Genomic DNA, 26,048 nt, shown 5'->3' with positions numbered 1-26,048 from the left:
GGTTATGGGCCACACCATTGACGGGGGCCACGCCGGCGGCGGAAGGCAGGAAGCGGGCGATCTGGGCAAACAGGCTATACATGTCGAAAGTCACCCGGCAGGGGGTGAAAAGTTGGCGATGGATCAAGAATAAGGGTTTTCCCTAGGGTTTCAAGCCTAAGACGGGCCCAAACCCATGCAGAACATGCATAGTTTGATCCACAGGCCACTCCAGCCGGGGTTTAACGGGAGGAAATCACGCCTCCCGAACGGCTATGCTCCCTGCATGTCCGCCCCCTCCCCCGCATCGACGACGGCTGTGACGCCTGCTTCGTTGCCGGGCGAGGAATTGCTGCGGCAGGTCGCCGCCAATATCGACGCCATGCTCTGGTCCTGGGACCCGGCCAGCGGCCGCATCAGCTACACCAACCCGGCTTTTGAGATCTTCTGGGGCCTGTCGGCCGAGAAACTGGCGGGCGATGCGTGGCAATGGCTGGACCAGGTCGACCCCGCGGACCTCGACCGGGTGCGGCAGCTGCAGCAAGCCGTCATCAAGCGCAGCGAGGAATACCGCGTGCGCAGGCCCAACGGCGACGTCGCAAGGCTGAGCCAGCGCGCGCTGCCCATCCACAGCCCTTCGGGGCAGCTGCTGCGCGTCATCCACCTGGCCACCAACATCACCTGGCAGCTCGACACCTCCAAACAGCTGCGCGTGGAGATAGGCCGGCGCACCGACTCCGAGGCCAAGTACCGCGCGGTGGTCGAAAACGTCAGCGAGGGCATCCTGGTCACGGCCGGCGGCCGCATCCTCTATGCCAACCCCAAGGCCCTGAAACTCACCGCGCTGGACGAGGAAACCGCCAAGTCCCGGCCCTTCATCGAATTCATCCACCCCGACGACCGCGAGCGGGTGCTCGGCAACCACCGCAAGCGCCTGCGCGGGGAGAGCGTCGAAAACCACTACCAGTTCCGCGTGCAGCACAGCCAGAGCATCACGCGCTGGCTCGAGATCAGCGCGGTGATGTTTGAATGGGAGGGCACGCCCGCCACACTCAACTTCCTGACCGACGTGACACTCAAGCGCCAGGCGGAGGAAGACATGCTCAAGGCGCTGGCGCATGAGCGCGAGTTGTCGGAGCTCAAGTCGCGCTTCGTGGCGGTCACCTCGCACGAGTTCCGCACGCCGCTGGCCGCCATCCTGTCGTCGGTGGAACTGCTCGATGCCTACGGGGCGAGCTTTCCGGCCGAAGAGCGCCGCGAGCTGCTGGGCCAGATCAAGACCGCCGTGGCGCGCATGAACAACATGGTCGAGCAGGTGCTGTTGACCAGCCGCCTGGAGCTGGGCAAATTCAAGTTCGAGGCGGCCCCGCTGGTGGTGCCCGACTGGCTGGTGCAGGTGATGGCCGAGCTCGAGCGCGGCAACCCGCAGGCCGCGCGCGTATCCCTCACCTGCGACGGGCTGGACGCGCCGCGCACGGCGGACCAGCAGCTGTTGCGCCACGTGGTGATCAACCTGCTGGGCAACGCGCTCAAGTATTCAGACCCGGACACGCCGGTGAAATTCGCGGTCCGCGGCGTCGGCGAGCAGATGCACCTGCGCATCAGCGACCAGGGCATAGGCATTCCGGAGGCCGACCTGCCGCGCCTGTTCGGCAGCTTTCATCGCGGCACCAACGTGGGCAATATTTCCGGCACTGGCATAGGCCTGCACATCGTCAAGGAATGCGTGGACCTGCACAAGGGCGAGATCGAGGTCAGCAGCCAGCCCGGGCAGGGAACGACCTTCACGGTGCGGCTTCCGGCGCCGCTGGCCTGACATCACCCAGGCCCGCGGCGACCCTAATCGGCCAGCTCAAACTGCGGATTCCACGCCACTTCCCAGAGATGGCCGTCCGGATCCTGGAAGTAGCCGGCATAGCCGCCGTAGAAGGTCGCGCTTGCCGGCTTGGTGATCACGGCGCCGGCTTTCGCGGCCTCGGCCATCACCGCGTCCACCTCTTGCTGCGAGGCCACGTTGTGCGCCAGTGAAAAACCCGGCACGCCGCGCCGCGAGGGCGGCATGCCGGTGTCGTGCGCCAGGCTGCCGCGCGGCCACAGCGCCAGCTTGAGGCCGGGTTGCAGGTCGAGGAAGACGACGGCGCCGTGCTCGAATTCCTTACCGACGATACCGGGCGTCGCCAGCCCCAGGCCGTCGCGGTAAAAAACCAGCGAGCGCTCAAGGTCGTCAACGCCCAGGGTAATCAGGGTGATACGCGGTTTCATACGGATTTCCTCCGGTGATACGTCAAGGCCGCCTGGATGCAGAACGCCAGCGCATCACGCGGCAGCGCGTCGGCGGCATCCAGCACGATGGCCCGGTTTCCCTCATAACGGAGCTCCCGCGGAAACAGCGTGCGGAAGGTGTCCACCAGCGTGGTCTTGCAGTTGAAGTAGAGGGCGTACTGCGAAGGGCTGGATTTGACCGGCCCCAGGCGCAGGGTGCTGCCGCTTTTGCTGGCCGACGTGAGGTAGGCAGGCTCCCCCCACTTGAGCGTTTCCTCGATCTCGCCGACGCCGGGCGTGGCGGCCGCGGTGTCCAGGATCAGCCCGCGCAGCAGCATCAACCGGCGCCGCAAGTCCGGCGGATAGGCCGCGAAGGTCTGCGCCACGGCGGCGTTCCTGATCTCGATCTGCTTCACAAGCGGCTCCCGTTCCATAGCTTCATGCCATACCCTATGGAATCTAGCGCAGCGCAGGGGCTTGCGGCGGCGCAAGCAAAAAGCCCTCGCCCGGAACAGGGTCCGTCTTCCCGCACAATCGACGGGTGAACATCCAGCTACTGTCAGACCTGCATCTCGAAAGCAATCCCGATTTCACGGCCAGGCCGGTGCCTGGCGCCGACCTGCTGGTGCTGGCGGGCGACATTGGCTCCTACCAGCAGGGCTCGCTGCTGGGCGAACGCAGCGTCGCCGATTTCGGCCTGGCGCGTTTTTCGCCCCTGCCCGTGGCCCAGGGTGGCGCAGGCTGGCCGACCCCGGTGCTCTTCCTGCCGGGCAACCACGAGTACGACGGCCTGGACTTTGACGCCACCCATGCGAGGCTGCGCGAGACTTGCGAGCGGCTGGGCATGGTCTGGCTGGAGCAGGAAATCGTGGTGCTGCGGGGCATCCGTTTTGTGGGCAGCACGCTGTGGACCGACTTCGACGCGCTGAGCGGGGGCCAGGCCCAGGAGGCGGACATCACATTGGGTGAACAGCTGAAGGCACGCGAGAAAGCCTTTCGCGCCGCTAATTTCTACCTCAGTAAAAATCATTCGTTCAGAGGCGGAGAGCCCCTGCTGGCAACCGATGTGCGCGAGCAGGGCCTGAAAAGCCAGGCTTGGCTGCGGCAGGCGCTGGCCCAGCCCTTCGACGGCCCCACGGTGGCCGTGACCCACTTCGCGCCCAGCCTGCTGAGCGCCGACCCGCGCTACGGCCTGGCACCGGGCACGGCGGGGTTTTGCAACGCCCTCGATGAACTGCTGCCGCTGGCCGACCTGTGGCTGCACGGCCATTTGCACTGCGCGATCGACTACACCAGCCGAGGCTGCCGCGTCGTCGCCAATCCGCTGGGCTATGCGCGCAAGGGCGAGCAGGAGGGCTATTTGCCTGAACTGCTGATCGGCATCGGCCAATAGCTCAACAGTCCAATAGCAGTCCAATAGCATTCTTATCAGCGCGCCGTCCGCACGCCGCTGCTGACTAAAGTCATAGCGCCATGGCGCATTCGGCCGCGCCACTTTTTTTTGAACTTCCCGCGCGGCGCATGACCCAACGATGGCCTGCAACGCGGAAGCAAAGCGTCCTCACAAGGTGATAACACTTTGTTCCAATTGTGGGTTTGCGCGCCGTTCGGCTTGCATGTATCTTGCATGAAGGGTTCATGCAGGACTTCCTGCACCGCACCCTTATCGGGGAGAGCACCATGAAAAGCAACGTGTCCTATCTTGGCGCCTGGCTTGCCGCCGCCGGCCTGGCCTTTGCACTCGCGCTTGCGGCGCCCAATGACTCCAGCGTGAWGGGCCGCCTGCCGGCCTTCATGGCGCAAACCCTGCTGCGACAGCCGGTCACCGTACCCGAGGGCCTGCCCTCTGACCGCACCCTTGCACTGATCACCTTCCGGCGCGGCCAGCACGCCCAGGTCGAGAGCTGGATCCAGGGCATGAATCTGCGCAACGACCCTTCGATCACCTGGATGCGCATGCCGGTGGTCAACGACCCCGGCACGATGACGGGCCGCAGCGCAGTTGAAAACAGGCTGCTTCAACACTACCCGGCCGACACCGAGCGGGCCAAACTGGTGCCGGTGTTCACCGACCGCGCCAGCTTCGTGCGCTCCGCCGGCCTGGGCAGCACCGACCAGGTCTACGCCGTGGTGGTCAACCGCCAAGGCGAGGTGCTGGCACGGGTTGAGGGGCAGTYTGACGCCGACAAGGCGCAAACCCTGCGCGAAACACTCCAGCAAAAAACTTTTTAGACCCCCCGCCTGCGCATTGCATGCAGCGCCCCAGGCGCGCGAAGCAAGCCGTTCAATATCAACAGGGGCCGCGGGACTGGCTTTGCCAGACCGCAGGCGCCGCCCCCTTGAGGGGGAACAAGCTACACGCAGTGAGCTTGGACAGGGGTGGTTAAAGCGTCTCCACACCAAGCGTGAAATAAAACGTCGCGCCTTTATCCGGCTGTGACTCGGCCCACACCTTGCCGCCGTGGCGCGCGATGATGCGCTGCACCGTGGCCAGGCCGACGCCGGTGCCGGCGAACTCCGACAGCGCATGCAGGCGCTGGAAGGCGCCGAACAGCTTTTCGACATAGGCCATGTCAAAGCCCGCGCCCTGGTCGCGCACGAAGTACACCGTCTCGCCGTCCTTGCCGGTTTCGCGGCCGAAGCTGATCTCGGTGTATTCCTGTTTGGCGCTGAACTTCCAGGCATTGCCGATCAGGTTGTCGAGCACCTGCTTGAGCAACCGCGGGTCGCCCTGGCCCGTCACGCCGGGTTCGACATGCAGGCGCACGGCACGGTCGGGTTCGCGCTCGCGGTAGCCGGCCAGCAGGCCTTCGGCCACCGCGCTGAGATCGACCCGCTCCCAGCGCAGGCTGGAGCGCGACACCTGCGCCAGCGTGAGCATCGCGTCGATCAACTCGCCCATTTGTGAAACCCCCGCGCGTATGCGCGCCAGGTAATGCCGGCTGCGTTCGGTCAGGGGGCTGCTTTCGGCCTTGGCCATGGCCCGCTCCAGCAGGTCGCTGAAGCCGTCCACGGCGCTCAGCGGGCTGCGCAGGTCGTGCGACACCGAATAGGAAAAAGCCTCCAGCTCCTTGTTGGCGAATTCGAGCTGGGCGGTGCGCTGCTGCACGCGCTCCTCCAGGCTGGCATTGAGGCGCAGGATTTCCTCGCGCGCGCGCTTGCGTTCGTGGATGTCGGTGTTGATGCCCAGCACCCCGTTGACCTGGCCCCGCTCGTCGCGCACCACCGTCCAGCGCGCTTCGATGCACACCACCGAGCCGTCGCGCGCGCGCTGCTCAAGCTCACCGTTCCAGTCGCCCTCGTTGGCCACTGTCCGGGCCATGCTGTCGATCAGCACCTGGGGATCGGGGTACATGAACGTTTCCATGCTCTTGCCGAGCACCTCTTCGGCCGTCCAGCCATAAAGGCGCTCGGCGCCCTTGTTCCAGAAGCGTATGGTCCGGTCGAGGTTGCGGACCATGATGGCGTCCTGCGCCCGGTCCAGCAGCGAAGCTTGCTCGCGTATCTTGATGACGGCCTGCCGCTCGGACTCCTGGCTGCGCCGGCGCTCCAGCCGCGCGCGCAAGCCGATGACGCCGAAAGCCAGGTTGTCCGCGAGCTCCTGCAGCAGCCTGACTTCATCGGCGCTGAAATGCTGCGCCTCGGCCGAATACAGGCACAGCACGCCGAAGCTGCGCGGGCCGTCGCGCAGCGGCAGGCAGATCGCGCTGAGAAACCCGCGCTCCAGGGCCGGTGCGTGCCAGTAGAACCGGCTCTCGGCCTGCCTGATGTCGCCGGTCTGCTGGGGCTGCCCGCTGCGCACGGCCTGGCCCGCCGGGCCCTGGCCGGTGGCATCGTCATCGCGCCAGCTCAGGCGGATCGCCGCAAGATAGCCGTTCTCGTCACCGGCGTGGGCCATGGGCTGGATGCGGCGCTCCGCGTCGTCCTGCGCATACCCCACCCAGGCCATGCGATAGCCCCCCACGTCGACGGCGACGCGGCATACCTCGGCCAGCAGTTCGCTTTCCTCGTCCACGCGGTTGATGGCGATGCAGGAGCGGCTCAGCATCTGCAGCGCCCGGTTGGTGCTGGCCAGCGCCAGGTCGGCGAGCTTGCGGTCGGTGATGTCGCGCGCCGTGCCCACCACACGCTCCAGCTCGCCGGAAGCACTCATCACCGGGTAGGCGTGGTCCCGTATCCATCGAATCTGGCCGTCCGTGGACCGGATGCGGTATTCGGTGTCGGAGGCTTGCCCGGTGCGATTGCGCTTCCTGGCGTCCTTGAGCAAATGGGTGTCCTCCGGCAACGCGACATCGGCGTACGAAAGAGGGTCGGCAAACAGGCTTTCGCGGCTGCGGCCCCAGACCTTTTCATAGGCGGGGCTGATGTAGAGGAGGCGGCCGGTGCGCGGATCCACGTTGTAGAAAACGTCCTGGATGTTTTCCGCCAGTTCGCGAAAGCGCGCCTGGCTGCTGACCAGGGCCGCCTCGGCGCGCACGCGCGCCAGCGCGATGCCGGCCAGGCGCGCGGCGATGGCGATCAGCTCGATCTCCGCGGCCTGTGGCCTGCACGGGTATGCGCGGTAGATCGCGAATGTCGCGAGCACCTCGCCGTCGGTCGACACCACCGGCATGGACCAGCAGGCCAGCAGGCCGTGCTCCCGCATCAGCTCGCGGTAGTCCTGCATCAGCGGGTCACTCTGCGTGTCTTCCACCACCACCAGCTGGTTGCGGAACGCGGCGGTGCCGCAGGCCCCCACACCCTCACCGACAGGCAGGCCTTCGATGGCCTGGTTGTAGCGGTCGGGCAGGCTGGGCGCGGCGCCCAGGTGCAGCTTGCCGTCCTCCACCAGCAGGATGGAGCACAGGCTGTCCGGCGAGCTGTCTTCAATCAGGCGGACGATGGCTTCCAGCGACTGCGCCAGGGGCGCCCCGCCGGCGATCAGGGCCAGCACCTGCTCCTGCGCCCGCGCGAAGTTTTCCGCCGCCTTCTGGACGGTGATGTCGTTGAACACGACCAGGCCGCCGACCAGCATGCCGGCGGCGTCGCGCAGCGGCCGGGTGCTGATGCGCAGCACCCTGTCCTCCGCGCCTGGCCGGCGAAACACCAGGTCCCAGTTGTCGATGCGGACGCCGCGCGCGGCCTGGGTCAGCGGGCGTTCGGGCGTGGGGTAGGGCGTCTTGCCGTCCAGCATCAGCAGCTCATGGCCGCGGCGCCAGTCCGCTATCCGCATGCCGGCATCCGGCGCCGCGTTGAACAGCACGCGTGCCGTGGCGTTGAACAGCAGGAAGCGGCCTTCGGTGTCCGTGGCGATCACCCCCTCGTTCATGCTGTTGAGGATCAGGTCCAGCAGGGACCGCTCCTTGTCGACGCGGTCCAGCATGGCGTCGAGTTCCCGCTGCCGGGCCTGCAGCGACTCGGCCATGCGGTTGAAGGTCCGCCCGATTTCGCCGAGCTCGCCCTGGTACAGCGGACCCAGCCTGACACGCGCCCCCAGGTTGCCCTGGGCCACCTCGTTGGCCTCTTTCAGGATCGCCTTGGCGGGGTTGACGATCAGCCGGTTGCCCATCCAGCGCGCGCAGGCCACGCCGATCAGCGCCATTGCCGCCAGCGCCAGCAATTCGAGAACCAGGTCCTCATGACTGGGCGCCGCGATCACCGCTTCCGGAACGCTGATCGCCACGACGAGGCCCTCGCGTCCGCCACCCGGCACGGGCGCCACGGCGTAGACCCGCTGCGCGCCCTGTATGCCCGCCGCATGCTGAACCCCTTGCCGGCGCTCCCGCACCGCCTGTTGCACGATGGGATCCGGGTGCGGCTGGCCCAGCCAGGACGGCGCCGGCGGGGACACGGCCAGCACCGTGCCGTCCCGGTCCAGCACGGACAGGCGGGCGCCCGGCATGGTGGGCGCGTCCGCCAGCGATTCCGCCAGCGCGGGCAGCCCCAGTACCGCGAAGGCCACGCCGCTGATGTTCCCGGCTTCGTTGCGCACGGGCACCGCGAAACCGATGCCGGGACGCCCGCTGGCGCGGCCTACGGCATAGCGGCCCACCGCGAAGCGCTGGCCCGCCATGACCTGCCGGAAATAAGGCCTGTCATCGGCGCGCAAATCCTTGGCCCGGCCCAGCGCGTCGCACAGCAGCTGTCCATCGGGCGCGGCCAGGCCCATATTGGTGAACTCGGGATGTTCGGCGTGGAGGTTTTTCAGGTGCTGGTCGCATAGGCCGGGCACCGGTTTTTTGATGTGCGGCCCGCTGGCGATACCGTTGAGCAGCTCGTGGACCATGTCCACCGTGCGCTGCTCGCGGGTCGAGAGCATCAGGACATCCGACAGCAGGTCCGACTGCGCCAGCCGCAACGCGGCCCGGTGGCTTTGCTCCGCGGAATAGACAAGCAGGCCGAAGACGGGGAGCAGCGCGAGCAGCACCAGCAGAACCAGACGGGTACGCAGCCCGAGCCATCCCAGCATTCCTGTTACCTTGTGCCTTTCCCTGCCATGCCGCGGCGCGCCCTGCATAGTTTCTGCAGTGTGCGCACCCACCCGGCTTTTGTAAATGGGATTAGTCCCCGAATTGAGGCCTTTAGTGGCAGTCTTCGGCGCTGTCCTACAGGGTCAGGCGGGCCCGTACGGCGGGAAATTGAATACCAAGGGGCTGGTTTCAGCCCCAGGCATCGCTGCCGCAGCGCTGCGTTACGGCACCAGCGACTGGGCCGCCGACTGCTTGAGCGCGGCCGTCAAGGCGTCCAGGACTTCGGACTCCAGGTTCCAGCAATGCCAATAAAGCTGGATGGGCAGCGTGTAATGGGGCGCCACATTGACGAGCTGGCCCTGGTCAATGAGGCCCTGCGCGAGCAGGCGCGGCACCACGCTGACGCCCCAGCCCGCCAGCACGGCCCGGACCATGCCTTCCGACGAGGGCACGAACAGCTGGTTCAGGGTGACGCGCTTGAGCCCGAAGGCCTTGCTGACAAAATCGACCGGCAGCTCGTCCTTGCGGTTGAAGGCGATGAAGGGCACCTCGCGGAAGTTGTACTGCGTCAACCCGGGCGCGGCCTGCCTGTCGCCCGCGCCGTCGCGCAGGCCAAGGCGGTTTTGCGCGAAGGCCGGCGCCGCCACCGCGATGTACTGCATCGCGCCCAGCGGCTCCACCTTGCAGCCGCGCAGCGCCTGCTTCAGCGTGGTCACGCAGCCCAGCACCTGGCCTTCGCGCAGCCATTCATGGGTGAAATTCTGGTCGTCGTGGATGATCTCCATGGGCAGCCCCTGCTGCACCAGCTCGGTCAGGGCCGGCAAGGCCCAGGTGGCGATGCTGTCGGCGTTGATGGCGATCGAGATGCGCTCTTCTTCGCGCGCGCCGCCCAGCGAACTGGGCGCCAGTTCTTTCAGGTCGCGCTCCAGGTCGGCGCGCAACAGGCGCAGCATTTTGGTGTGTTTGAGCAACAGCTGGCCGGCCGAGGTGGGTTTGAGCGGGCGGCTGCGCACGATCAGCACGGTGCCGACCTGGGCCTCCAATGCCCGCAGGCGCTGCGAAACTGCCGACTGGGTGATGGACAAACGCTGGGCCGCGCGCTCAAAACCGCCCTCCTCGACAATCGCCGCCAGGCATTCAAGCGCGTCCGGGTCAAAAGTACTCATTCCGCATCCCCTCTCTGGTCAGTTCACTATTAGCTGTTCTGATGTTTTCACTGAGAGTTTAATTTTTCTATTAATTGAAAGCAACATCCTTCACACTTGAAGCTTGCAAAGGGGTTCGGATGAAAGTAGTCGTTTTGGGAGCCGGAATCATTGGCGTGAGCACCGCCTGGCATCTGCTTGAGCGCGGCCATGAGGTCACGGTGGTGGACCGCCAGCCCGGCGCCGCGCTGGAAACCAGTTTCGGCAACGCGGCGCAGATTTCCGTCAGCTATTGCGAGCCCTGGGCCAACAAGGACGCGCCGCTCAAGGCGCTGAAATGGATGTTCCGGGACGACGCCCCGCTGCTGTTCCGCCCGCAGCTGCCCTTCGGCGAAGGCTGGCAGCAGTGGCGCTGGGGCCTGCAGTTCCTGGCGCAGTGCAACGACACCGCGTTCGAGCGCAACGTGCAGCAGCTGGTGGCGCTGGGCGCCTACAGCCACGCGGCGCTCAAGGACGTGGTGGCCGCCACCGGCATCGAATACAACCGCCTCGAGCGCGGCATCGCGCACTACTTCACCGACCCCAAAACCTTCGATACGGCCGGCGAGGCCGCAGCCCTGATGCGCAAATACGGCGTGGCGCGCCGCGTGGTGAGCACGGCGGAACTGCTGGCCATAGAGCCGGCCTTCAAGTCCTTCGCGCACCGCATCGTGGGCGGCACCTACACCGCCAGCGACGAAAGCGGCGACGCCCGCGTCTTCACCCAGGCGCTGGCGCAGCGCTGCGCCGACCGGGGCGCGCGTTTCCTCTACGGCCACGACATAGCGCGGCTGGAAAAAACCGGCGGCGCCATCGAATCCGTCGCCGTGCGCCCGCGCACCATCCGCGGCGAGAACGAAGAACTGGTCCGGCTCAAGGCCGACGAAATCGTCGTGGCTTGCGGCTCTTACACGGCGCCGCTGCTGCGCAGCGTGGGCGTCGACCTGCCTATCTATCCAGGCAAGGGCTATAGCGCCACCTTCAAGCTGCTCAAGCCGGAACTCGCGCCTTTTGTCAGCGCCATAGACGACGAAGTCAAATGCGCCATGAGCCGGCTCGGCGACCACCTGCGCGTCGCCGGCACCATCGAGGTCGGCGGCTATGACCTCTCGCTGGACTCACCGCTGGCCAAGGCCCGTTGCAAGATGCTGGCCGAGCGCATCGAGGAAGTGCTGCCGGGCGTCTGCGACACCCGCCTTGAAGAACAGGGCGGCACGCCGCATTTCTGGACCGGCCTGCGCCCCGCCACGCCCACCAACATCCCCTACATCGGCAAGACCAAAGTGGGCAGGCTGTGGGTCAACGCCGGCCACGGCACGCTGGGCTGGACGCACGGTGCGGGCTCGGGCAAGGYCATCGCCGAACTGATCAGCGGTGAAGTGCCGGCCATGAATTTCGGCTTTTACGGCCAGGGCCGCGGCAGCGGCCGTTTGCAAACCAAAGCCGCCTGATCAAGCCGCGTGCTGCGCTAGCGTCCGCTCGGCATGCTCGCGCAGCGCGGCACGCAGCTCGACAGGCTCCTGCACGTCGAACGGAAAAGACAGGCGCATCAGCTGCCGCGCAAACCAGCCCAGGTGGTCGGTCTGGCTGTGCAGCAACACACCCTCCTCGCTGGGCTGGAACACCCCGACGCTGTCGGGCAGCTCCATCTGCGCGGTCTGCAGGTCGGTGCGCAGCAATAGCCGCACGGTGTTGCTGCGCGGCATGGTGGCCAGCCCCAGCGCCAGGTGCTGCACCGCGTCGAAGTCGGCCGGCGGTGTGAACACCACATTGAGGGCCCGCACCTCGCGCACCCGGTCCAGCCGGAATGAGCGCAGCGCCCCGCGCAGGTGGCACCAGCCCGCCGCATACCAGCGGCCGCGGCGGAACACCAGGCCGTAGGCGTCGAAATCGCGCTCCGTAACCTCGCCCTCGGCCGACTGGTAAGCCATGTGCACGCGCTGCCAGCCGTGGGCGGCGGCGCTCAGGGCCAGCAAAGCCGTGTTGTCGCCGGGCGCGTCCGCGGGACGCAGGTCCAGCGTCACCGTCTCGCCCAGGCCGCGTATGCGGTTTTTCAGATTGTGCGGCATCACGCGCTCGAGCTTGGCCTGCGCGCTTTGTGCGGCCGGCGCGGCCTCGGCCAGCCCCAGGCTGCGCGCGGCCAGCAGGCCTATCGACAGCGCCAGGGCCTCGTCGTCGGTGAACATCATGGGCGGCAGCTTGAAGCCGGCGATCAGGCTGTAGCAGCCGTAGCGGCCGCGCTCGGCCACCACCGGGATGCCCAGGTCTTCCAGCTTGGCGATATAGCGGCGCAGCGTGCGGCCGTCGACCTCCAGCCGCCGCGCCAGTTCGGCGCCGCTCATGCGCCCATGGGACTGCAGCAGTTCCAGCACGGTCAATACACGGGTGGTCGGGGAGTACATGGCGAAAAGTCTAGCGCTTTATTAGGGCTGAAATAGCCCTATTACATCCATAGACTGGGTTTTTCCACAGCCACCCAGCACCCTCCACGCATCACGGGGCGCCACAAGCGCTTTATCCAACACCATGACCAGCACCCTGACCAGACCCCTGGACCCGCCGCAGCTCAGCGACGGGCGGCACGACTTCAACTTCATCACCGGGCGCTGGCTGGTCGGCAACAAGCGGCTCAAAAAGCGCCTGGCCGGCTGCACCGACTGGGAGCGTTTCGAGGCCGTGCAGGACGGCGCACTGCTGCTCGGCGGGCTCGGCAACATGAACGACCTGGTCGCCGAGGGCAACCGGACCATAGGCATGGCGCTACGTTTTTTCAGCCCGCAGACGCGGCTCTGGAGCATTTACTGGGTCAGCCACAGCGACGGCCTGATGCAGCCGCCCGTGGTCGGCGCGTTTGCCGACGGCACAGGCCGCTTCGAGGGCAGCGACATGCACGAGGGCCGGCCGGTGCGCGTGCGTTTTACCTGGTCCGGCATCACGCCCGTCAGCGCGCGCTGGGAGCAGGCCTTTTCCGAAGACGGCGGCCGCCACTGGGAAACCAACTGGGTGATGGAACTGGCCCGACCCGCCTATTCCGCGCTGCGCTAGGAGATCGCCGCCATGGACCAGTTCGCCCACCTCTGGCTGTTTTTCCTGATGGTGCTGGGCATCATCATCCTGCCCGGCATGGACATGGCCTTTGTCATGGCCAGCTCGCTGACCGGCGGGCGCCGCGCCGGCCTCTTCGCGGTCGGCGGCATAGTGGCCGGCGGTGTGTGCCACGTGGTGGCCGGCGCGCTGGGACTGGGCCTTGTGCTGCGGCTGGTGCCCGGCATGGTCAACGTGATGCTGGTCGCGGGGAGCCTCTATATCGCCTGGATAGGCTGGTCGCTCACGCGCAGCACCTCGGTGTTCGGCAGCCTGCCCTCACTGGAGCAGACCCGGCCGTGGCGCACCTTCCGGCAGGCCGCGCTGACCTGCCTGCTCAATCCCAAGGCCTATTTGTTCATGCTGGCGATTTTTCCGCAGTTCCTGCGGCTGGAATACGGCTCGCTGTGGATACAGGCGGTGGCGCTGGGCCTCATCATCGCCTTGACCCAGACCGGTATTTACGGCTCGCTGGCACTGGCCGCCGCCGGCGCGCGCCAGTGGCTGGCCGACCGGCCGGCCGCCAGCGTGGTGATGGCACGGGGAGTGGGCGCGGTGCTGATCGCCTGCGCGGCCTTCACGGCCTGGCAAGGCTGGGCGCGCTTTTAGGCTTGGGCGCCGCCCGCGGGCCAGGGCGGGCCCTTCAATTCCACGGTATTGCCTTCGGGGTCCTTGAGGTAGATCGAAGGCCCCTCGCCCTCGGCGCCGTAGCGCGACTCCACCGGGCCCGCGTCCACGCCGTGGGCCGCCAGGTGGCGGCGTATGGCCCCGGCGTCGAAGGGCTCCACGCGAAAGCAGACATGGTCGACGTTGTGGCCTTCCTTGCCCGGCGCCGCGCCGCCGGCCCGGCCCAGCGTTCCGTCCACCGGCACCAGGTCCACCAGCGAACGCCCCGCGCGCAGCTGCACCAGGCCGATCGCGTCCTGCCGGCGCTCCAGGCTGCAGCCCAGCACCTGCTGGTAAAACTGCAACATTCCCATCAGGTCCGAGACCCGCAGGACGATGTGGTCAATGTCGCGAATACGGATCATGGCGGGGCGGCCCAGGTGAAACGGGGCTTTATTCTGGCACGCGGGCCCAGACCCCGCACAGGCAAGGGCCCGCGGCTGCCGCTACCATGGCCGCCATGAATGACAAGCCCCAATTCCTTTTCCTGACCACCTCCACGCGCGAACCCGGCGCGCTGGGCAACACCGAATGGCTCGCGCAGCAGGCCGCCGCGGCCTTGCCGGCCGGCACGCCCCAGGCCTGGCAGCATTTGCCCTCCATGCAAATGCCGCTGTTTGTGGACCAGCGCCACACCACCGGCCAGTACCCCATGCCCGAAGGCGACATGAAAACCCTGCTGGACGCGACCCTGGCAGCGACCGACATCGTGTTCGTGGCCCCGGTCTACTGGTACAGCATCCCCGCGCCGCTGAAGATCTACCTGGACCACTGGAGCGCCTGGATGCGCGTGCCCGGCCTGCCCTTCAAGGAAGAAATGGCGAAAAAGACGCTGTGGCTGGTCACCACCAGCGGCGACCGCGCCAAGGCCCAGCCCATGGTCGATTCAATCCGGCTGTGCGCGCAGTTCATGGCCATGAACTACGGCGGTGAACTCTGGGGCAAGGGCGGCCCACCCGATGCGGTCAAGGCCGACGCGGCGGCCGTGGCGCAGGCCGCCACCTTCCTGGCAGCCTGAAGCGTCGCGGCGCCATGGTGCGCGGCACGTGGCCTTTTCCTACAGGGCCTGGTTTGCCGGGCTGACAGCCCGGGACGGGCGGCTGTCGCACAGTCGGGGCATGACCTCTTCCCAACGCGGCAAGCCCGGCTCGGGCACGCCCGCCGCCCCTCCTTCCGGCAAAGGCATGCCCGCCAAAGACCCGCGCGCGCAACGTTCGCGTCCCGGCGAGCAGGACACCCTGAAGGACGGCGCCGTCGAATCCAGCCTGGAACTGCCGCACGAGCGTGACCAGGCGGTGGACATGACGAATGCCAAACCGAATCCCGTCGTCGAGCAGGCGGGGCGCGACCTGAAGCGCGGCGTCAAGGACACCAGCAAAAGCGTGGAGATGGACCGCGCCTATAAAAAGCTCGGGTCCTGACGCATCCCTGCCCCGCCGGACGGCGGGCACCCTCACCCCCGCTACAGAAACCGAAACCGCAAATGCGTCGTCGCCTGAATTCGATTGGAAATGATCAAATATTTCGCTATGATGAATTAGTTTGTAAATTTATATACATTTAATTCAGCTCCGACCTGATGGCGACATTTCCCGGCAACCCTTCGATGGCACAGCGCATTGGGCGCCTGCTGCCGACGCTGACGCGCTCCCACCGGCAGATGGCCGACTACGTGCTGGCCCACCCTTTGCAGGCAGCCACCATGCCCATCGACGAGCTGGCCGCCACGCTGGGGGTTTCCGTGGCCACCGCCAACCGCTTCGCCCGGGCGCTTGAATTTGACGGCTACCCGCAGTTCCGCGCCGCGCTGGTGCTGGGCTTCGAAGCCACGCTGGCCCCGGTCGAGAAGCTGCGCAACAAGCTGGAGCATTCCGCCACGGTGGCCGACGTGTTTGCGTCCGCCCTGGCGCAAACCCAACGCAACATCGAACTGACACGCCAATCGCTGGACGCCCAGAGCTGCGAGCAGGCGGTGGCGGCGATCCTGAAGGCACGGCGCATCTACATTGCCGGCTTTGGCAGCAGCAGCTGGCTGGGCGGGCTATTGCAGCGCTCGCTGGATCCTTATTGCGACAACGTCCAGCTGCTGGCCAGCGTGGAGAGCTCCTCCTACGGCGCGCGCGTGCTGTCCCGCCTCAAGCCCGAAGACCTGCTGATCGCCATCGCCTACCCGCGCTATTTCGGCGACACCATCCTGCTGGCGCGCCGCGCGCGCGACGCCGGCGTGCCGGTGCTGGCGCTGACCGACCGCGTGACATCGCCGCTGGCGCCCCTGGCCACCGTCGCGCTGTATGCCCATACCGAGAGCCAGTATTTCGCGAACTCCGAAGCCACCGTGCTGGCCTTGATCGAAGCCTTGTGCAGCGCCGTCGCCCACAGCGGCAAAGGTTCGCTCATGGCGGCGACACAACTCGCCGAGTCGGTGCTGCCCTGGCTGCACGGCAACCATGCCGGCCGGCTGCGCGCCGATGCGGACACCGCAACACCGCCTTCCCGCAAAGCCCGTACCCCAAAATTGCCAAAGGTTTCCAAGTGACACGGCCCCAGCCCCTTCCCCTTATCGCCATCCACGGCGGCGCCGGCACCATGAGCCGCAGCCACATCAGCACGGAACAAAACGCGGCCTACCACGCCGCCCTGCAAGGCATCCTGCGGCCCGCGCAGCTGCTGCTGGCCGATGGCGGCAGCGCACTCGATGCGGTCAGCCTGGCTGTGGAGCTGCTCGAGGACTGCCCGCTCTTCAACGCCGGGCACGGCGCCGTCTTCACCCACGACGAAACCCATGAACTCGACGCGGCCGTGATGGACGGCGCGACCTTGCGCGCCGGTGCGGTGGCCTGCGTGAACCGCGTGCGCCGCCCCGTGCGCGCAGCGCGTGCCGTGATGGAACATAGCGAGCATGTGCTGCTGGTGGCCGCCGGCGCCGAAGCCTTCGCCCAAGAGCAGGGGCTGGAAATGGTCTCGCCCGACTACTTTTCGACCGARGCCCGCCGCGAGCAGTTGCGGCGCGCACTCGCGACCGACGCTGCCGTGYTGGACCACGACGGCGCGGCCCTGGTGTTCCGCTCCAGCGCGGCCGGCGCGCCGCCCCTGGACGAAGGCCGCAAATTCGGCACCGTGGGCGCCGTGGCCCTTGATGCGCGGGGCAACCTGGCCGCCGCCACCTCCACGGGCGGCATGACCAACAAGCGCGCCGGCCGGGTCGGCGACACGCCCCTGATAGGCGCCGGCACCTATGCCGACAACCGCACGGCCGCGATTTCCTGCACCGGCACCGGCGAAATGTTCATACGCACCGCGGCGGCCTACGACATCTGCGCGCGCATGGCCTACGCCGGCATGCCGCTGGATGCGGCCGCCCGGGAAGTGGTCATGAACGTGCTGCCCGCCATCGGCGGGCGCGGCGGCCTGATCGCCGTCGACGCGCAAGGCAATCTGAGCCTTCCCTTCAACACCGAGGGCATGTACCGCGGCTGGGCCCGCGTGGGCGAGGCGCCGGTGAGCGCGATTTACGCCGACGATGCCAAAGACACCGACGGATGCGCCGCATGAGCTCCGTGCCAAGCCGCCAGCGCGTCATCGAGGTCCAGGACCTCAGTGTGAGTTTTTCCAATGAGCAACGCACCGTGCACGCGGTGCGCAATCTCGGCTTTCACGTCGATGCCGGGGAAACGCTCGCCATCGTGGGCGAATCCGGCTCCGGCAAATCGGTGTCCTCGCTGGCCCTCATGCGCCTGGTGGAGCAAGGCGGCGGACGCCTGGGCAGCGGCAGCATGTGGCTGACACGCCGCAACGGCGAGCGCCTCGACCTGGCGCGCGCTTCGCAATCGCAGATGCGCAGCCTGCGCGGCGCCGACCTGGCCATGGTGTTCCAGGAGCCCATGACCTCGCTCAACCCGGTGTTCACCGTGGGCGAGCAGATCGCCGAATCGATACGCCTGCACCAGGGGCTTTCGCGCAAGGCGGCGCTGGCCGAAGCGCTGCGCATGCTCGACCTGGTCCGCATTCCGGAAGCCAGAAACGTGCTGGGGCGCCATCCGCACCAGCTGTCGGGTGGCATGCGCCAGCGCGTGGTGATCGCGATGGCGCTGGCCTGCAAACCCACGCTGCTGATCGCCGACGAACCCACCACTGCTCTGGACGTGACCATCCAGGCGCAGATCCTCGCGCTGATCCAGCAGCTGCAGCGTGAACTGGCCATGGCGGTGATCTTCATCACCCACGACATGGGCGTGGTGGCCGAAATTGCCGACCGCGTGCTGGTGATGTACCGCGGCGACAAGGTGGAAGAAGGCGACTGTGCCAGTCTCTTCGCCAGGCCGCAACAACCCTACACCCAGGCCTTGCTGGCGGCGGTGCCCCGGCTCGGGGCCATGCACGGGCAGGACCTGCCGGCGCGCTTTGCGGTGCCGGGCGCGCCGCAGGGCAAAGATGCCGAAGACGGCCAGCCCCTCAGCGCCGCAGACACCGTGCGCCACGACCTGCCGCCTGTCCTCAAGGTGCAGGACCTGGTCACGCGCTTTCCGCTGGCGGGCGGCTTGTTCGGGCGCGCGCAACGGCAGGTGTATGCGGTGGAGCAGCTCAGCTTCGAACTCAAGGCCGGTGAAACCTTGTCGCTGGTCGGAGAATCAGGTTGCGGAAAATCCACCACGGGCCGTTCGCTGGCCCGGCTGCTGGAATTCAACAGCGGCCAGGTCGAGGTCGCGGGGCGCGACATTTCGGCGCTCAAGGGCCGGGCCCTGCAGGCCTTGCGCCGCGATATCCAGTTCGTGTTCCAGGATCCTTTTGCCTCGCTTGATCCGCGGCTGACGGTCGGCTATTCGGTCATGGAACCCATTCTGATACACAAGCTCGCATCGCCCGAGGAGGCGCAGGAGCGCGTGCGCTGGCTGCTGGGCAAGGTGGGCTTGCCGGCCGAAGCGGCCCATCGCTACCCGCACGAATTTTCCGGAGGGCAACGCCAGCGTGTGGCGATCGCGCGGGCACTGGCGCTCAACCCCAAGGTGGTGATCGCCGACGAGGCGGTGTCGGCGCTGGACGTGTCGATCCGCGCGCAGATCATCAACCTGATGCTGGACCTGCAGCAGGAATTCGGCGTCGCCTTCCTGTTCATCTCGCACGACATGGCGGTGGTCGAGCGCATCAGCCACCGCGTGGCCGTGATGTACCTGGGCCAGATCGTGGAGATCGGCCCGCGCCGCGCCGTGTTCGAGAACCCGCAGCACGCCTACACCCGGCGCCTGCTGGCGGCCGTGCCGGTCGCCGACCCGGCCCGCCGCGGCGGCGTGCGCGAACTCATGGCCGACGAGATCCCCAGCCCCATCCGCGCCATGGGCGACGCGCCGCAAACGGCGCCGCTGCACCAGGTGGCGCCGGGGCATTTTGTCGCGCGGCATTCGGTGGGAGGCCCTTATTGACCACCCTCATTGACCACCGCCCATCTTTCACATTGCCCTTTTGTCTCCCGTGTTTGCCCCTCGTTTCGCCTCAAGGAGTTTTTTCATGAAGAACCGTCTCTCCCCCCTCACCGCCGCACTGGCCGGCCTGATCGGCCTGGCATGCCTTGCCGCCGCGCCGGCCCATGCCGCCAAGGACGTGGTCGTGGCCGTCCAGTCCAATTTCACCAGCACCGATCCGTATGACGCCAACGACACGCTGTCGCAAGCCATGGCCAAATCCTTCTACCAGGGCCTGTACGGTTTCGACAAGGACATGAAGATGGTGCCGGTGCTGGCCGAGAGCCACACGGTGAGCAAGGACGGGCTGGTCTACACCTTCAAGCTCAAGTCCGGCATCAAGTTCCATGACGGCACGCCTTTCAACGCCGAGGCCGTGAAAGTCAATTTCGACCGCGTCACCAACCCCGAGAACAAGCTCAAGCGCTACAACCTCTACAAGAACATCGCGAAGACCGAGGCGGTGGACGCCACCACCGCGCGCGTGACGCTCAAGGAGCCCTTCTCGCCCTTCATCAACACACTGGCCCACCCCTCGGGCGTGATGATTTCGCCCGCGGCGCTGGCCAAGTACGGCAGCAAGGGCATCGCGCAAAACCCCGTGGGCACAGGCCCCTTCAAGTTCGTCGAGTGGAAGGCCACCGACTACCTGAAAGTCGCCAAGTGGGACGGCTACTGGAAAAAGGGCTATCCCAAGGTGGACAGCATCACCTGGCGCCCAGTCGTGGACAACAACACGCGCGCGGCCATGATGCAGACCAACGAGGCCCACTTCGCCTTCCCGATGCCGCCCGAAACGGTGGACAGCCTGTCGAAGAAGCCGAGCCTGGAGGTGACGAGCGCGCCATCCATCATCCATCGTTACCTCTCGATGAACACGCAGCAAAAGCCCTTCGACAACCCGAAGGTGCGTGAAGCCATCAACTACGCGATCAACAAGGAAGCGCTGGTCAAGGTGGCCTTCTCGGGCTATGCGATTCCCGCCGAAGGCGTGGTGCCCCACGGCGTGGAATACGCCGCCAAGCTGGGCCCCTGGCCCTACAACCCGGCCAAGGCGCGCGAGCTGCTGAAGGAAGCCGGTTATCCCAACGGTTTTGAAAGCACCCTGTGGTCGGCCTACAACTACACCACAGCGCAGAAGGTGATCCAGTTCGTGCAGCAGCAGCTGGCCCAGGTCGGCATCAAGGTGCAGGTGCAGGCGCTCGAAGCCGGCCAGCGTGTGGAGCGCGTGGAAAGCGCGCAGGACCCCGCCACGGCTCCGGTGCGCATGTACTACGTGGGCTGGTCCTCGTCCACCGGTGAAGCCGACTGGGCCCTGCGTCCCCTGCTGGCCTCCGAGTCCCTGCCGCCGAAGATGTTCAACACCGCCTACTACAAGAACCCCGAAGTGGATGCCGACATCGCCAAGGCGCTGGTCACCACCAGCGGCGCGGAGAAGGCGAAGCTGTACACCGACGCCCAGCAGCGCATCTGGAAAGACGCACCCTGGGCCTTCCTGGTGACCGAACGGCTGCTCTCGGTGCGTGCGCGCAACCTGGCCGGCTTCTACGTGATCCCCGACGGCAGCTTCAACTTCGACGAAGTCGAACTCAAGTAATCCCGGCCGCAACAGCCTCCTGACAAAAACGCGCTCACCGCATGACCTACTACCTTCTCAAGCGCCTGCTGGGCCTGCTGCCGACGCTGCTGATCGTGGCCGTGCTGGTGTTCCTGTTCGTGCACCTGCTGCCCGGCGATCCGGCGCGCCTGGCCGCCGGGCCCGACGCGGGACCTGAAACCGTGGAGCTGGTGCGCCGCGACCTGGGACTGGACCTGCCGATACCGCAGCAGTTCGTGCGCTTTTTCAGCCATGCGCTGCAGGGTGACTTCGGCCTGTCCATCCGCACCAAGCGGCCCGTGGCCACGGAGATCTCGGAGCGCTTTGCCCCCACCTTCTGGCTCACCATCGCGGCCATGGGCTGGTCGGTGCTGCTGGGGCTGGTGCTGGGCATGGTGTCGGCGGTGTGGCGCAACCGCTGGCCCGACCGGCTGGGCATGTCGCTGGCGGTCTCGGGCATCTCCTTTCCCTCGTTCGCGCTGGGCATGCTGCTGATGCAGTTTTTCTCGGTGCAGCTGGGCTGGCTGCCCACCGTCGGGGCCGATTCGTGGCGGCACTACATCCTGCCGTCCCTCACGCTGGGCGCGGGGGTGGCGGCCGTGATGGCGCGCTTCACGCGCAGCTCCTTCATCGACATCCTCAAGGAAGACTATGTGCGCACGGCGCGCGCCAAGGGCCTGTCCGAAACCGTGGTGGTCGTGAAGCACGCGCTGCGCAACGCGCTGATTCCGGTGGTCACCATGATGGGCCTGCAGTTCGGCTTCCTGCTGGGCGGCTCCATCGTCGTCGAGGTCGTGTTCAACTGGCCCGGCATGGGCCGGCTGCTGGTCGACGCGGTGGAGATGCGGGACTACCCCGTGATCCAGGCGCTGGTGCTGCTGTTCTCGCTCGAATTCATCCTGATCAACCTGGTGGTGGACATGCTCTACGCCATCATCAACCCGACCATCCGCTTCAAGTGAACACCACCGAAACCCCAAGCCCCGCCGCTGCGGACGGGCCGCCGGCCGCCCTCGCCGTGCGCACGCCCGCCGCCGAGTTCTGGCGGAAATTCAAGAAGCAGCACGTGGCCCTCGTGGCCGGCGGTTTTGTGCTGCTGCTGGTGCTCGTCGCGGTGCTCGCGCCCTGGCTGAGCCCTTTCGACGCCGAGAACTTCTTCGACTACGACGCCCTGAACACGCCGCCCTCGGCCAAGCACTGGTTCGGCGTGGACGCGCTGGGGCGCGACATCTTCAGCCGCATCCTGATGGGCGCGCGCATTTCCCTGGCCGCGGGCCTGGTCTCGGTGGCCGTGGGCGCTGTGATCGGCACGCTGCTGGGCTTGCTGGCGGGCTACTACGAAGGCTGGTGGGACCGCATCGTCATGCGCATGTCCGACGTGCTGTTTGCCTTTCCCGGCATCTTGCTGGCCATCGGGATCGTCGCGATCCTGGGCAACGGCATGATCAACGTGATCATGGCCGTGGCCGTCTTCAGCGTGCCGGCGTTTGCGCGCCTGGTGCGCGGCAACGTGCTTTCGCTGAAGCACCAGACCTACATCGAGGCGGTGCGCTCCATAGGCGCGCCCGACTCGGTCATCATGCTGCGCCATCTGCTGCCGGGCACGGTGTCGTCGGTGGTGGTGTACCTGACCATGCGCATAGGCACCTCCATCATCACGGCCGCCAGCCTTTCCTTCCTCGGCCTGGGCGCGCAGCCGCCCACGCCGGAATGGGGCGCCATGCTCAACGAGGCGCGCGCCGACATGCTCAATGCGCCGCATATCGCGCTGTTCCCCAGCCTGGCCATCTTCCTGACCGTGCTGGCCTTCAACCTGCTGGGCGACGGCCTGCGCGATGCGCTGGACCCCAAGATCGACCGCCAGTAAGCGGGGCAAGGTTTCGTGACACCGCGCCACCTGCTGCCCCGCATCGGCAGCCTGCCGCAGGGGCCCCGCAACGCCATCACCGACGTCGCCGGCGTCACCGTGGGCCATTGCACGCTGGACGCGAACGAGGTGCAAACGGGCGTGACGGTGGTGCGCCCCCATGCCGGCGACCTGTTCCGCGACCGGGTCCCGGCCGCGGCCGTCGTGCTCAACGGCTTCGGCAAGAGCGTGGGCCTGCTTCAGGTCGACGAGCTCGGCGTGCTGGAAACGCCGATTGCGCTCACCAATACCTTTTCGGTCGCCGCCGTGGCCACCGCGCAGATCCGGCAGTGCGTTGCCGCCAATCCCGAAACAGGGCGCGGCCTGCCCACGGTCAACCCGCTGGTGTTTGAATGCAACGACGGCTTTCTCAACGACATCCAGCGCATGGCCGTCACGGAGCAGCACTACCTGCAGGCCTGCGCGCAGGCCGGTGTGGACGTCGAAGAAGGTTCGGTCGGCGCGGGGCGCGGCATGTCAAGCTTCGGGCTCAAAGGCGGCGTGGGCACGGCCTCGCGCCGCGTGGCGGTACCGGCGGGTGGTGAGCACACCGTCGGCGCGCTGGTGCTGGCCAACTACGGCCAGCTGCCGCAACTGGTCATGGCCGGCCAGGCACTGGGTGCGCGGCTGGCGGCGCATCAGGCGCAAGCGGTAGAGCCCGAAAAAGGCTCCATCATCCTGCTGGTCGCCACCGACGCGCCGCTTGACGCGCGCCAGCTGCGCCGGCTGGCATTGCGCGCCGGCGCCGGGCTGGCCCGCACCGGGTCGGTGTTCGGCCACGGCAGCGGCGACATCGCCCTGGCGTTTTCCACCGCCTACACCGTGCCGCAGCAAACCGCCAGGCCCATGCCCGCCGTGGCGATGCTGCACGACGGCTTGATCGACCCGCTGTTCCAGGCGGTTGCCGACAGCACCGAGCAAGCCATCCTCCATGCCCTGTGGCAGGCCCGCGCCGTCACCGGCCGCGACGGCCACCGGCGCAACGCGCTGCACGACCTGCTGCCCGGCTGGCCCTCTTCATCCCTCTCTCCACTTTCTCCCTCTTCACCTTCACCGGATTCCCCATGAAAGTCCTGATCTCCACCGACATCGAAGGCGTTGCCGGCGTCTTTCACCACGAACAGGTGCGCGCCGGCAATCCCGAGTACGAACGCGCCCGCCTGCTGATGACGCACGAGGCCAACGCCGCCATTGCCGGCGCCTTCGACGCGGGCGCCACCGAGGTGCTGGTCAACGATTCACACGGAAGTTTTCGCAACATGCCGGCCGAGCTGCTGGATGCGCGCGCCCAGGCCGTCATGGGAAAGCCGCGCTACCTGAGCATGATGGCCGGCGTCGACGGCGGCGTGAACGCCGTCTGCATGATCGGCTACCACTCGCGCGCCCAAGGCCGCGGCATCCTGGCGCACACCATCAACAGCTTTGCCTTTGCCCGCGTGTACTTCAACGGCATCGAGCTGGGCGAGGCCGGGATTTATGGCGCGCTGGCCGGCGAGTACGGTGTGCCGGTGGTGATGGCCAGCGGCGACGATGTGTTCATCGAGGAGCACCGCCCGCTGTTTCCGCATGCCACCTTTGTGCAAACCAAGCGGGCTACCGGCCAGACCAGCGGCATCAGCCTGTCCCCGGCCCAGGCCTGCGGCGCCATTCGCGCCGGCGTGGCCACGGCCTTGGCGCAGTACGGCTCAGCCCGCCCTTATGTGCTGAAAGGCCCTGTCGCGGTACGCATCCAGACCCAGTCGCCGGCGCTGGCCGACCTGTTTTGCCAATGGCCGGCCCTGCGCCGGCTGGACGGGGATGAGGTCGGCTTCGACGCGCCCTCGGTGGAAGCCGCGGTGCGCATGGTCAACAGCCTGTCGGCCATGTCCAGCATGTTGCGCTAGAAACCTTTTTCGAGGATTAAGAGCCGCTCTAAGGCACGCGCGGCGTATGTTCCACGCCCTGTTGCCCCACCCCCCGCTCGCTCATCCAGCGCAGCAGGTCYAGCCACATCTGGCGCATCTCGGCATCCAGCGGGGTGCGCGTGGAGTTGGGCAGTTCGATGGTCACGACCGGCACGCCTTTGTGGATGCCGCCGTAGTTGCCCAGCGAACCCGGGAAGATGCCGACCTGGTCCAGGTAGAGCCGCCCCAGGCGCGAGGGCGGCACCGAAGGGCCGTCGAAGTCGAGCACGCCGTAAGGCGCATGGATGCTGACGATGAGCTGGGGCTTGAAGCTTTGCATCTGCTCGTGCAGAAACCGCGACTCGGGTTCGGACAGCGGCTTGGGGCCAGGCCAGCGGCGCGGGTCCTTGCCCGTGCGTTTTTCCCAGTAGACCCTGGCGTCGCGTTCCCAGTTGGGGGTCGGGAAATTGCGGTTCAGGTCCACGCCATGCGCATTGACGCGGCGCGGCGGCCTGGAGAGCACGCCGTCGGGATTGAGCACCGGCACAAAACGCCAGTGGACCACCTGGGGCGCGTCCTGCGGCGGCTGCGCGGCCAGCTTGATCCAGTGCAGGGCCACCGCGCCCGAGGACAGCTCGTCGCCGTGGATGGCGCCCACCACCAGCACGCGCAGGCTGGCGTTGTCCGGCTTGATGTCGCGCACCCAGAGCGCCTGCCCGCCGACCGAGCGCGCGCCCGAGGGCTGCAGTTGGGCCGCATCGCAAAGTTCGCGCTTGACGTTCGGCAGTTTGGCCGCGTATTCGGCGCAAGGCGAAGCGGCTTGGGCGCCTGTCGCTATTAAATAAGTAGCAAGCAGGCAAGGGGCAAAGCGGCGAAACGGCATGCCCGCAAGTTTAACCGGCGCCGCCGCGGCCTGCGCCGCCCGGCCCGCCTAGACCCTGGTGCAAACAGGTCCCGCCGGCATCAGTTAAATTAGCCGTCTATGCCGACTCCCGCCATCCCTCGCCAAGCGAGCAGCCCCAGTTTTTCACAGCGAGAATTCCGGGCGTCGCTGGCGATGTTCGCCACCGGGGTCACCATCGTCACCGCCCGCACGCCGGCCGGCGTGCTGGTGGGCCTGACCGCCAACTCCTTCAATTCGGTGTCGCTGCAGCCGCCGCTGGTGCTCTGGAGCCTGGCGCGCGCGGCCGGCTCCATGGCCGCGCTCAGCACCGGCTCACACTACGCGATCAACATCCTCGCGGCCGACCAGAAGGCGCTGGCCGAACGCTTTGCCAGTGGGCGCGCGGACCGCTGGGACGGCGTGGCCCACACCGAAGGCGCCAGCGGCGCGCCGCTGCTGGACGGCGCAGCCGCCCACTTCGAGTGCTTCAACCGCAGCCGCTACGAGGAAGGCGACCACGTGATCTTCGTGGGTGAAGTCGAGCGCTGCGGCCACCGCGCGGGCGCCTCGCCGCTGCTGTTCCACGGTGGCAAGTTTTATACAGAGCATCCGTTGTAGCCGGCGGCATTAGCCGCGCCCCTTTCGCAGAGCCCCCATCCCAACCTTCCCCCAGAGGGGGAAGGAGCAATAACCAGAATG

24 protein-coding genes are annotated in these 26,048 nt (G+C 67.1%); 17 read left to right on the top strand and 7 right to left on the bottom strand.

All coding sequences use genetic code 11. From position 1 onward, the window contains the following. Window positions 1-265: 265 nt before the first annotated feature. Window positions 266-1,795, top strand: a complete 1,530-nt coding sequence (locus AC1D1Y_RS22930) for a sensor histidine kinase (protein ID WP_477684374.1) — start codon at window positions 266-268, stop codon at window positions 1,793-1,795. A gap of 23 nt (window positions 1,796-1,818) precedes the next feature. Here AC1D1Y_RS22930 and AC1D1Y_RS22925 read toward each other — a convergent pair whose 3' ends face one another. Next, window positions 1,819-2,241, bottom strand: coding sequence for a VOC family protein (locus tag AC1D1Y_RS22925; RefSeq protein ID WP_477684373.1), 423 nt, complete (start codon window positions 2,239-2,241; stop codon window positions 1,819-1,821). Beyond that, complete coding sequence (locus tag AC1D1Y_RS22920; protein ID WP_477684372.1) at window positions 2,238-2,657, bottom strand: DUF1801 domain-containing protein; 420 nt, start codon at window positions 2,655-2,657, stop codon at window positions 2,238-2,240. Before AC1D1Y_RS22920 ends, AC1D1Y_RS22925 begins: the two co-directional genes overlap by 4 nt. A 125-nt stretch (window positions 2,658-2,782) precedes the next feature. On the opposite strand from AC1D1Y_RS22920, the gene AC1D1Y_RS22915 reads away from it, so the two are divergent. Together AC1D1Y_RS22915 and AC1D1Y_RS22910 are read left to right on the top strand one after the other, a co-directional pair. Then, window positions 2,783-3,634, top strand: a complete 852-nt coding sequence (locus AC1D1Y_RS22915) for a metallophosphoesterase (RefSeq protein ID WP_477684371.1) — start codon at window positions 2,783-2,785, stop codon at window positions 3,632-3,634. 287 nt (window positions 3,635-3,921) lie between these two features. Beyond that, complete coding sequence (locus tag AC1D1Y_RS22910) at window positions 3,922-4,473, top strand: hypothetical protein (RefSeq protein WP_477684370.1); 552 nt, start codon at window positions 3,922-3,924, stop codon at window positions 4,471-4,473. A gap of 151 nt (window positions 4,474-4,624) precedes the next feature. Here the strand turns inward: AC1D1Y_RS22910 and AC1D1Y_RS22905 are convergent, their stop codons facing one another. Together AC1D1Y_RS22905 and AC1D1Y_RS22900 are read right to left on the bottom strand one after the other, a co-directional pair. Further along, the gene (locus tag AC1D1Y_RS22905; RefSeq protein WP_477684369.1) at window positions 4,625-8,689 is read right to left on the bottom strand and encodes a PAS domain S-box protein; all 4,065 of its coding nucleotides are present in this window, start codon (window positions 8,687-8,689) and stop codon (window positions 4,625-4,627) included. Window positions 8,690-8,911: 222 nt separating this feature from the next. Next, window positions 8,912-9,856, bottom strand: a complete 945-nt coding sequence (locus AC1D1Y_RS22900) for a LysR family transcriptional regulator ArgP (protein WP_477684368.1) — start codon at window positions 9,854-9,856, stop codon at window positions 8,912-8,914. Between the two features lie 119 nt (window positions 9,857-9,975). Between AC1D1Y_RS22900 and AC1D1Y_RS22895 the strand changes: the two genes are divergently transcribed. After that, window positions 9,976-11,325 carry a D-amino acid dehydrogenase gene (locus tag AC1D1Y_RS22895; RefSeq protein WP_477684367.1) on the top strand — a complete coding sequence of 450 codons (1,350 nt, stop codon included), beginning with the start codon at window positions 9,976-9,978 and terminating at the stop codon, window positions 11,323-11,325. On the opposite strand, the gene AC1D1Y_RS22890 is transcribed toward AC1D1Y_RS22895, so the two are convergent. Further along, window positions 11,326-12,276: a helix-turn-helix transcriptional regulator gene (locus AC1D1Y_RS22890; RefSeq protein ID WP_477684366.1), complete on the bottom strand. Its 951-nt coding sequence runs from the start codon at window positions 12,274-12,276 to the stop codon at window positions 11,326-11,328. It lies immediately after the preceding gene. A 124-nt stretch (window positions 12,277-12,400) separates the two neighbouring features. Between AC1D1Y_RS22890 and AC1D1Y_RS22885 the strand changes: the two genes are divergently transcribed. Both AC1D1Y_RS22885 and AC1D1Y_RS22880 read left to right on the top strand, forming a co-directional pair. Continuing rightward, on the top strand, window positions 12,401-12,919 hold the full coding sequence (locus AC1D1Y_RS22885) for a hypothetical protein (protein ID WP_477684365.1): 519 nt from the start codon (window positions 12,401-12,403) through the stop codon (window positions 12,917-12,919). 12 nt (window positions 12,920-12,931) lie between these two features. Further along, window positions 12,932-13,567, top strand: coding sequence for a LysE family translocator (locus tag AC1D1Y_RS22880; RefSeq protein ID WP_477684364.1), 636 nt, complete (start codon window positions 12,932-12,934; stop codon window positions 13,565-13,567). Here AC1D1Y_RS22880 and AC1D1Y_RS22875 read toward each other — a convergent pair. Further along, window positions 13,564-13,989, bottom strand: a complete 426-nt coding sequence (locus AC1D1Y_RS22875; protein ID WP_477684363.1) for a VOC family protein — start codon at window positions 13,987-13,989, stop codon at window positions 13,564-13,566. The genes AC1D1Y_RS22880 and AC1D1Y_RS22875 overlap by 4 nt on opposite strands. Window positions 13,990-14,075: 86 nt before the next feature. Here AC1D1Y_RS22875 and AC1D1Y_RS22870 point away from each other — a divergent pair, with 86 nt between their 5' ends. The 10 genes from AC1D1Y_RS22870 (at window position 14,076) to AC1D1Y_RS22825 (ending at window position 24,466) form a co-directional block, all read left to right on the top strand. After that, window positions 14,076-14,642, top strand: coding sequence for a flavodoxin family protein (locus tag AC1D1Y_RS22870; protein WP_477684362.1), 567 nt, complete (start codon window positions 14,076-14,078; stop codon window positions 14,640-14,642). Window positions 14,643-14,742: 100 nt separating this feature from the next. After that, window positions 14,743-15,045 carry a hypothetical protein gene (locus tag AC1D1Y_RS22865; protein ID WP_477684361.1) on the top strand — a complete coding sequence of 101 codons (303 nt, stop codon included), beginning with the start codon at window positions 14,743-14,745 and terminating at the stop codon, window positions 15,043-15,045. A gap of 158 nt (window positions 15,046-15,203) precedes the next feature. Further along, a complete protein-coding gene (locus AC1D1Y_RS22860; RefSeq protein ID WP_477684360.1) occupies window positions 15,204-16,160 on the top strand; it encodes a MurR/RpiR family transcriptional regulator in 957 nt (318 codons plus the stop codon). A gap of 50 nt (window positions 16,161-16,210) precedes the next feature. Beyond that, on the top strand, window positions 16,211-17,176 hold the full coding sequence (locus AC1D1Y_RS22855) for an isoaspartyl peptidase/L-asparaginase family protein (RefSeq protein ID WP_477684375.1): 966 nt from the start codon (window positions 16,211-16,213) through the stop codon (window positions 17,174-17,176). Further along, window positions 17,173-19,041, top strand: a complete 1,869-nt coding sequence (locus AC1D1Y_RS22850; protein WP_477684359.1) for a dipeptide ABC transporter ATP-binding protein — start codon at window positions 17,173-17,175, stop codon at window positions 19,039-19,041. The genes AC1D1Y_RS22855 and AC1D1Y_RS22850 overlap by 4 nt, the downstream gene beginning before the upstream one ends. 85 nt (window positions 19,042-19,126) lie before the next feature. Continuing rightward, window positions 19,127-20,677, top strand: coding sequence for a glutathione ABC transporter substrate-binding protein GsiB (gene gsiB / locus AC1D1Y_RS22845; RefSeq protein WP_477684358.1), 1,551 nt, complete (start codon window positions 19,127-19,129; stop codon window positions 20,675-20,677). A 41-nt stretch (window positions 20,678-20,718) separates the two neighbouring features. Then, window positions 20,719-21,639: a glutathione ABC transporter permease GsiC gene (gsiC, locus tag AC1D1Y_RS22840; protein ID WP_477654438.1), complete on the top strand. Its 921-nt coding sequence runs from the start codon at window positions 20,719-20,721 to the stop codon at window positions 21,637-21,639. Further along, window positions 21,636-22,544 carry a glutathione ABC transporter permease GsiD gene (gsiD, locus tag AC1D1Y_RS22835; RefSeq protein ID WP_477684357.1) on the top strand — a complete coding sequence of 303 codons (909 nt, stop codon included), beginning with the start codon at window positions 21,636-21,638 and terminating at the stop codon, window positions 22,542-22,544. Before gsiC ends, gsiD begins: the two co-directional genes overlap by 4 nt. Before the next feature lie 15 nt (window positions 22,545-22,559). Continuing rightward, window positions 22,560-23,651 carry a DmpA family aminopeptidase gene (locus tag AC1D1Y_RS22830; protein ID WP_477684356.1) on the top strand — a complete coding sequence of 364 codons (1,092 nt, stop codon included), beginning with the start codon at window positions 22,560-22,562 and terminating at the stop codon, window positions 23,649-23,651. Further along, entirely contained in the window at window positions 23,648-24,466 is an 819-nt protein-coding gene (locus AC1D1Y_RS22825) for a M55 family metallopeptidase (RefSeq protein WP_477684355.1), read from the top strand. The genes AC1D1Y_RS22830 and AC1D1Y_RS22825 overlap by 4 nt, the downstream gene beginning before the upstream one ends. 28 nt (window positions 24,467-24,494) lie before the next feature. Here the strand turns inward: AC1D1Y_RS22825 and AC1D1Y_RS22820 are convergent, their stop codons facing one another. Next, window positions 24,495-25,349, bottom strand: coding sequence for a M14 family zinc carboxypeptidase (locus tag AC1D1Y_RS22820; RefSeq protein WP_477684354.1), 855 nt, complete (start codon window positions 25,347-25,349; stop codon window positions 24,495-24,497). Window positions 25,350-25,523: 174 nt separating this feature from the next. Here AC1D1Y_RS22820 and AC1D1Y_RS22815 point away from each other — a divergent pair, with 174 nt between their 5' ends. Beyond that, window positions 25,524-25,967, top strand: a complete 444-nt coding sequence (locus AC1D1Y_RS22815) for a flavin reductase family protein (RefSeq protein WP_477684353.1) — start codon at window positions 25,524-25,526, stop codon at window positions 25,965-25,967. Window positions 25,968-26,048: the final 81 nt, after the last annotated feature.

The sequence above is a fragment of the Polaromonas sp. P1_G1 genome, from assembly GCF_056405595.1.
This window is presented reverse-complemented; position numbering and strand designations above follow the sequence as displayed.

Bases quoted from the DNA above. Each gene is read 5' to 3' on its own strand.
- AC1D1Y_RS22930 (WP_477684374.1), top strand. From the start codon at position 266: ATGTCCGCCCCCTCCCCCGCATCGACGACGGCTGTGACGCCTGCTTCG.
- AC1D1Y_RS22925 (WP_477684373.1), bottom strand. From the start codon at position 2,241: ATGAAACCGCGTATCACCCTGATTACCCTGGGCGTTGACGACCTTGAG.
- AC1D1Y_RS22905 (WP_477684369.1), bottom strand. From the start codon at position 8,689: ATGCTGGGATGGCTCGGGCTGCGTACCCGTCTGGTTCTGCTGGTGCTG.
- AC1D1Y_RS22900 (WP_477684368.1), bottom strand. From the start codon at position 9,856: ATGAGTACTTTTGACCCGGACGCGCTTGAATGCCTGGCGGCGATTGTC.
- AC1D1Y_RS22890 (WP_477684366.1), bottom strand. From the start codon at position 12,276: ATGTACTCCCCGACCACCCGTGTATTGACCGTGCTGGAACTGCTGCAG.
- AC1D1Y_RS22885 (WP_477684365.1), top strand. From the start codon at position 12,401: ATGACCAGCACCCTGACCAGACCCCTGGACCCGCCGCAGCTCAGCGAC.
- AC1D1Y_RS22880 (WP_477684364.1), top strand. From the start codon at position 12,932: ATGGACCAGTTCGCCCACCTCTGGCTGTTTTTCCTGATGGTGCTGGGC.
- AC1D1Y_RS22875 (WP_477684363.1), bottom strand. From the start codon at position 13,989: ATGATCCGTATTCGCGACATTGACCACATCGTCCTGCGGGTCTCGGAC.
- AC1D1Y_RS22870 (WP_477684362.1), top strand. From the start codon at position 14,076: ATGGCCGCCATGAATGACAAGCCCCAATTCCTTTTCCTGACCACCTCC.
- AC1D1Y_RS22865 (WP_477684361.1), top strand. From the start codon at position 14,743: ATGACCTCTTCCCAACGCGGCAAGCCCGGCTCGGGCACGCCCGCCGCC.
- AC1D1Y_RS22860 (WP_477684360.1), top strand. From the start codon at position 15,204: ATGGCGACATTTCCCGGCAACCCTTCGATGGCACAGCGCATTGGGCGC.
- AC1D1Y_RS22850 (WP_477684359.1), top strand. From the start codon at position 17,173: ATGAGCTCCGTGCCAAGCCGCCAGCGCGTCATCGAGGTCCAGGACCTC.
- gsiB (WP_477684358.1), top strand. From the start codon at position 19,127: ATGAAGAACCGTCTCTCCCCCCTCACCGCCGCACTGGCCGGCCTGATC.
- gsiC (WP_477654438.1), top strand. From the start codon at position 20,719: ATGACCTACTACCTTCTCAAGCGCCTGCTGGGCCTGCTGCCGACGCTG.
- AC1D1Y_RS22825 (WP_477684355.1), top strand. From the start codon at position 23,648: ATGAAAGTCCTGATCTCCACCGACATCGAAGGCGTTGCCGGCGTCTTT.
- AC1D1Y_RS22815 (WP_477684353.1), top strand. From the start codon at position 25,524: ATGTTCGCCACCGGGGTCACCATCGTCACCGCCCGCACGCCGGCCGGC.